The 5,880-nt window shown below is 73.7% G+C and carries 5 protein-coding genes; all 5 read left to right on the top strand.

Translation table 11 applies throughout. From position 1 onward, the window contains the following. On the top strand, positions 1–2,163 hold a 2,163-nt coding region (gene infB / locus IE330_RS37495; protein WP_190140661.1), incomplete at its 5' end, for a translation initiation factor IF-2. A gap of 283 nt (positions 2,164–2,446) precedes the next feature. Continuing rightward, the gene (locus IE330_RS37490; RefSeq protein WP_190140660.1) at positions 2,447–2,743 is read left to right on the top strand and encodes a DUF503 domain-containing protein; all 297 of its coding nucleotides are present in this window, start codon (positions 2,447–2,449) and stop codon (positions 2,741–2,743) included. Between the two features lie 57 nt (positions 2,744–2,800). Then, on the top strand, positions 2,801–3,250 hold the full coding sequence (gene rbfA, locus IE330_RS37485) for a 30S ribosome-binding factor RbfA (RefSeq protein WP_190140659.1): 450 nt from the start codon (positions 2,801–2,803) through the stop codon (positions 3,248–3,250). Further along, positions 3,247–4,152, top strand: coding sequence for a tRNA pseudouridine(55) synthase TruB (gene truB / locus IE330_RS37480; protein ID WP_190140658.1), 906 nt, complete (start codon positions 3,247–3,249; stop codon positions 4,150–4,152). The genes rbfA and truB overlap by 4 nt, the downstream gene beginning before the upstream one ends. Before the next feature lie 238 nt (positions 4,153–4,390). Beyond that, positions 4,391–5,880: trypsin-like peptidase domain-containing protein (locus IE330_RS37475; RefSeq protein ID WP_373314828.1), on the top strand; the 1,490-nt coding region annotated here is incomplete at its 3' end.

The following is a 5,880-nucleotide window of genomic DNA, read 5'->3' as shown; positions in this document are numbered from 1 at the left end:
GGTGGCCCCGGTGGGGGCCGCGGTCCCGGCGGCGGTGGCCGTGCGGGCGGTGGCGGCGCCGGCGGCCGCGGCTTCGCCGGCCGTCCCGGTGGTCCCGGTGGCGGCGGCGGCTTCGCCGGCCGTCCCGGTGGTCCCGGTGGCGGCGGCGGTCGTCCGGGTGGTCCCGGCGGCGGCGGTGGCTTCGGCGGCCGTCCCGGCTTCGGTGGCCGTCCCGGCGGTCCCGGTGGCCGTGGTGGCACGCAGGGCGCCTTCGGCCGTCCCGGCGGTCCCGCGCGTCGTGGCCGCAAGTCGAAGCGGCAGAGGCGCCAGGAGTACGAGGCCATGCAGGCCCCGTCGGTCGGCGGCGTGATGCTGCCCCGCGGCAACGGCGAGACCGTTCGCCTGTCGCGCGGCGCGTCCCTCACCGACTTCGCCGAGAAGATCAACGCCAACCCGGCGTCGCTCGTCGCGGTGATGATGAACCTCGGCGAGATGGTCACGGCCACGCAGTCCGTCTCCGACGAGACGCTGCAGCTCCTCGGCGACGAGATGAACTACACGGTTCAGATCGTCAGCCCCGAGGAGGAGGACCGCGAGCTGCTCGAGTCGTTCTCCATCGAGTTCGGTGAGGACGAGGGCGGCGACGAGGCCCTGGTCTCGCGTCCGCCGGTGGTGACCGTCATGGGTCACGTCGACCACGGCAAGACCCGCCTGCTCGACGCCATCCGCAAGACCAACGTGGTGGCGGGCGAGGCCGGCGGCATCACCCAGCACATCGGTGCCTACCAGGTCACGACCCAGGTCAACGACGAAGAGCGCAAGATCACCTTCATCGACACCCCGGGTCACGAGGCGTTCACCGCCATGCGTGCCCGCGGTGCCAAGTCGACCGACATCGCGATCCTCGTGGTGGCGGCCAACGACGGTGTCATGCCGCAGACGATCGAGGCCCTGAACCACGCCAAGGCGGCCGACGTGCCGATCGTGGTCGCGGTCAACAAGATCGACGTCGAGGGCGCCGACCCGACCAAGGTGCGCGGCCAGCTCACCGAGTACGGCCTGGTGGCCGAGGAGTACGGCGGCGACACGATGTTCGTCGACATCTCCGCCCGCCAGGGCACGAACATCGACGAGCTGCTCGAGGCCGTGATCCTCACCGCCGACGCCTCGCTCGACCTGCGGGCCAACCCCGACCAGGACGCGCAGGGCATCGCGATCGAGGCCCACCTGGACAAGGGCCGCGGCGCCGTCGCGACCGTCCTCGTCCAGCGCGGTACGCTCCGCGTCGGCGACACGATGGTCGCCGGTGACGCGTACGGCCGCGTCCGCGCCATGCTCGACGACAAGGGCGAGAACGTGGAGGAGGCCGACCCGTCGACCCCCGTCCTCGTGCTCGGTCTCACCAACGTCCCGGGCGCCGGCGACAACTTCCTGGTGGTCGACGAGGACCGTACGGCCCGTCAGATCGCCGAGAAGCGTGCCGCCCGTGAGCGCAACGCCGCGTTCGCCAAGCGCGTGCGCCGCGTCTCGCTCGAGGACCTGGACAAGGTGCTCAAGGCCGGCGAGATCCAGCAGCTCAACCTCATCATCAAGGGTGACGCTTCCGGTTCCGTCGAGGCCCTGGAGTCCTCCCTGCTCCAGCTCGACGTCGGCGAAGAGGTCGACATCCGCGTCCTGCACCGCGGCGTGGGTGCGGTCACGGAGTCGGACATCGACCTGGCGATGGGCTCCGACGCCATCGTCATCGGCTTCAACGTCCGCGCGGCCGGCCGTGCCGCGCAGATGGCGGAGCGCGAGGGCGTCGACGTCCGCTACTACTCGGTGATCTACCAGGCCATCGAGGAGATCGAGGCGGCCCTCAAGGGCATGCTCAAGCCGGAGTACGAAGAGGTCGAGCTGGGTACGGCGGAGATCCGCGAGGTCTTCCGCTCGTCCAAGCTGGGCAACATCGCGGGTGTCCTCATCCGCTCCGGCGAGGTCAGGCGCAACACCAAGGCCCGCCTCATCCGCGACGGCAAGGTCATCGCGGAGAACCTCAACATCGAGGGCCTGCGTCGCTTCAAGGACGACGTCACCGAGATTCGCGAGGGCTTCGAGGGCGGTATCAACCTCGGCAGCTACAACGACATCAAGGTCGACGACGTCATCGCGACGTACGAGATGCGCGAGAAGCCGCGGGCCTAGTGTTCGCGGGGTCGGGGGTTGCCCGGGGCTCGGCCCCGGGTGGCCCCCGGCCGCTTTTCGGGCGCTGAGCCCTTTTTCGGCGCTCCGCGCCTCGTCCTCAAACGCCGGACGGGCTGAATCTTGCCGGTGCGGCAGGAGAATTTCAGCCCGTCCGGCGTCTGAGGACGAGCGCGCCAGCGCGATAACTCCGTCGAGCGGGAGGGCCCCGGCGTTGTACGGTTCAGGGGACCCTGCCAACCGTGCGCAGGGCGCGACCCCGTACCGGCGGGACATCCGGGCACACATGTTTGTGGGGACTCTGTCCTTCGACCTGCTCCTCGGCGACGTACATTCGCTGAAGGAGAAACGCTCCCTCGTCCGGCCCATCGTGGCGGAGCTCCAGCGGAAGTACGCGGTGAGCGCGGCCGAGGTGGGCCACCAGGAACTGCACCGCAGGAGTGAGATCGGCCTGGCGCTGGTCTCCGGGGACGCGGGGCACCTCTCCGACGTACTGGACCGGTGCGAACGGCTCGTCGCCGCCCGGCCCGAGGTGGAGCTGCTGTCCGTGCGGCGGCGGTTCCACGGTGACGACGACGATTGAACGACCTGAACGACCCGAACGACCAGCGACGAGCACGGCACAGAAGGAGACGGAGCAGTGGCCGACAACGCGCGGGCCAAGAGGCTGGCGGACCTCATCCGAGAGGTGGTGGCCCAGAAGCTGCAGCGCGGGATCAAGGACCCGCGGCTCGGCTCTCATGTCACCATCACGGACACCCGGGTCACGGGTGACCTCCGGGAGGCGACCGTCTTCTACACGGTCTACGGCGACGACGAGGAGCGCGCGGCCGCGGCCGCGGGCCTGGAGAGCGCCAAGGGCGTGCTCCGTTCCGAGGTCGGGCGCGCGGCGGGGGTGAAGTTCACCCCGACGCTGACCTTCGTGGCGGACGCCCTGCCCGACAACGCCCGGGCCATCGAGGACCTCCTCGACAAGGCGCGCGCCTCGGACGCGAAGGTCCGTGAGGCCTCCGCGGGCGCCGACTTCGCCGCGGGCGCGGACCCGTACCGCAAGCCCGCCGACGAAACGGACGGCGACGCCGCCTCATGACCGCACGCACCACCACGCCGGACGGCCTTGTCATCGTCGACAAGCCGTCCGGCTTCACTTCGCACGACGTCGTGGCCAAGATGCGGGGCATCGCCAGGACCCGCCGCGTCGGCCACGCGGGCACCCTGGACCCGATGGCCACGGGCGTCCTGGTGCTCGGCGTCGAGCGCGCCACCAAGCTCCTCGGGCACCTCGCGCTGACCGAGAAGGAGTACCTCGGCACGGTCCGGCTCGGCCAGGCCACCGTCACCGACGACGCCGAGGGCGAGATCACCTCGTCGGCGGACGCCTCGGGCGTGCGGCGCGACGCCATTGACGCGGCCGTCGCCAAGCTCTCCGGCGACATCATGCAGGTGCCGTCCAAGGTCAGCGCCATCAAGATCGACGGCAAGCGCTCCTACAAGCGGGCCCGTGAGGGCGAGGACTTCGAGATCCCGGCCCGGCCGGTGACCGTCTCGTCCTTCCAGGTGTACGACATCCGCGACGCCGTCGCCGAGGACGGCACCCCGGTCCTCGACCTGGTCGTCTCCGTGGTCTGCTCCTCCGGTACGTACATCCGGGCGCTCGCCCGCGACCTCGGCGCGGACCTCGGCGTCGGCGGGCACCTGACGGCGCTGCGCCGCACCCGGGTCGGGCCGTACAAGCTGGACGGCGCCAAGACCCTGGACCAGCTCCAGGAGGAGCTCACGGTGATGCCCGTCGCCGAGGCGGCCGCCGCGGCCTTCCCGCGCTGGGACCTGGACGCCAGGCGGGCGCGGCTGCTCACCAACGGCGTACGGATCGAGATGCCCGAGGAGTACGCGGGCGCCGGGCCGGTGGCCGTCTTCGGGCCCGAGGGCCGCTTCCTGGTCCTGGCCGAGGAGGCGCGCGGCAAGGCCAAGAGCCTCGCCGTCTTCGGCTGACGCCGCTGCCCCTTCGGCGGGGCCCGGCCCCGGTGTCGTGGAGCGGCGCACAGCCGTCCGCCGCTCCACACCCTCCCCACGGAAGGTGTATCCACGCCTCACCCGGATCTTCACCCCAATGGGCAGGCGCTCGAAGTGAACCCGGGGAGCGCGAGGGGCGCTTTCGGTTGCCGTCCTGCCCGGCTGATCACTGTCGACTTACGGTCAAAGCGACGGGGCCGGCTGGGGAGGTTCGAGCATGGCGGGACGGGGCCCGCGCGCCCGGGGCGGGGACCGGGAGCGCGGCGCGGGGACGACGGGCGCGGCCGACTGGCACGAGCCGCGGTGGTCCCTGGTGCGGATCTGCGACCTGGCCGGGCGCCCGCGCGGCGCCGGGTTCGCCGCCGACGAGCTCGGCACGGTGATCACCAGCCACGAGGCGGTCGACGGGCTCGCCCGGATCGTCCTGCACGCCGAGGGCGAGCGCACCTGCGTCGTGGCCGCCGACGCCGTGACGGCCCTGCCGGAGGCCGACCTCGCGCTGGTGCGGACCGAGGGCCTCGGCCTGAAGCCGCTGCCCGTCACCGTGCGCGACACCGTGCCGGTGGGCGCGTACGTCCGGGTCGCCGCAGGGGGCTGGCGGCAGGCTCGGGTCCTGGACTCCGCCTCGGTGACGTACACGGCGACCGACCGCTTCCACGTCCTGGACGGCGCCCTGGAGCTGGCCATCGGCACCGACGGCGCCGACGCGCTGCGGCTCGGCGGCGGCGCCGCGGGCGGGCCCGTCCTCGACGTCTCCTCCGGCGCGGTGCTCGCCGCCGTCGCCGCCGCCCTGCACGCCCCGCACCGCGCCGCCGGCTTCGCGGTGCCGCTGCGGGACGTGGCCGCCGCCGACCCGGGCGGCCCGCTCGCCGCGCTCCTCGCCCGCAACGCGGCGACCGTGCCCGCGTACGGCGACGACCTGAACCTGGCGGGCGCGCTGCACCTGACCGCCACCTCCCTGGGCTCCGACGGCCCGGACACCCCGGGCCCCGAGCCGGTCGAACGGGCCGCCGCGCACCGGGAGTTCACCGCCTTCACCGGCGGGCCCGCGCACGTCCTCGGCCTCGTCGGCGACCCCGGCACCGGGCGCACCACGGAGCTGGCCGCGCTCGCCGCCCGCCGCGCCCGTGGGCCCGAGCCCGCGCCCACGCTGTGGCTGCGCGGCGCCGGCCTGCGCGACACCGACACCTCGGTGGCCAACGCGGTGGCGGGCGCCCTGGAGCGGGCCGGGCGCATCCTGGGCGCGTCGTGCGCGGCGGGCACGGCGGGGGAGGGGCTCGGCGACCTTTCGGCCGGGCGCGTCGCCCGCCTCGTCCGGGACGCCGGACGGCCGCTGCTCCTGCTGCTCGACGGGCCCGAGGAGACGCCGCCCGTGCTCGCCCACCGGCTCGCCGGATGGAGCGCGGGCACGGCCGGATGGCTGCGGGACACCGGCGCGCGGCTCGTCGTCGCCTGCCGCGCCGAGTACTGGCAGGAGGCCGGGGCGCACTTCCCCGCCGCGCTGCTGCACGCCGGGCGGGAGGACGACCCCGCGGCCGCGCGCGTCCTGGGGGAGACGCTGCCCCGCTGCGTACGGCTCGGCGCGCTGACGCGGGCGGAGGCGGACCTGGCCCGGGCGCGGTACGGCCTCCCGGACGACGCCCTCGACCCCGACGACGCCCGCCACCCGCTCGCGCTGCGGCTGCTGTCCGAGGTGCGCGCCGCGCT

The sequence above is a fragment of the Streptomyces longispororuber genome (assembly GCF_014656095.1).
Lineage (GTDB): Bacteria > Actinomycetota > Actinomycetes > Streptomycetales > Streptomycetaceae > Streptomyces > Streptomyces longispororuber.
The sequence above is the reverse complement of the archived record's forward strand: the minus strand, read 5'-3'. Positions and strand labels throughout refer to the sequence as shown.

What these genes read in the sequence shown, in the direction of transcription:
- IE330_RS37490 (WP_190140660.1), top strand. Translation starts at nt 2,447, where the DNA reads ATGTTTGTGGGGACTCTGTCCTTCGACCTGCTCCTCGGCGACGTACAT.
- truB (WP_190140658.1), top strand. Translation starts at nt 3,247, where the DNA reads ATGACCGCACGCACCACCACGCCGGACGGCCTTGTCATCGTCGACAAG.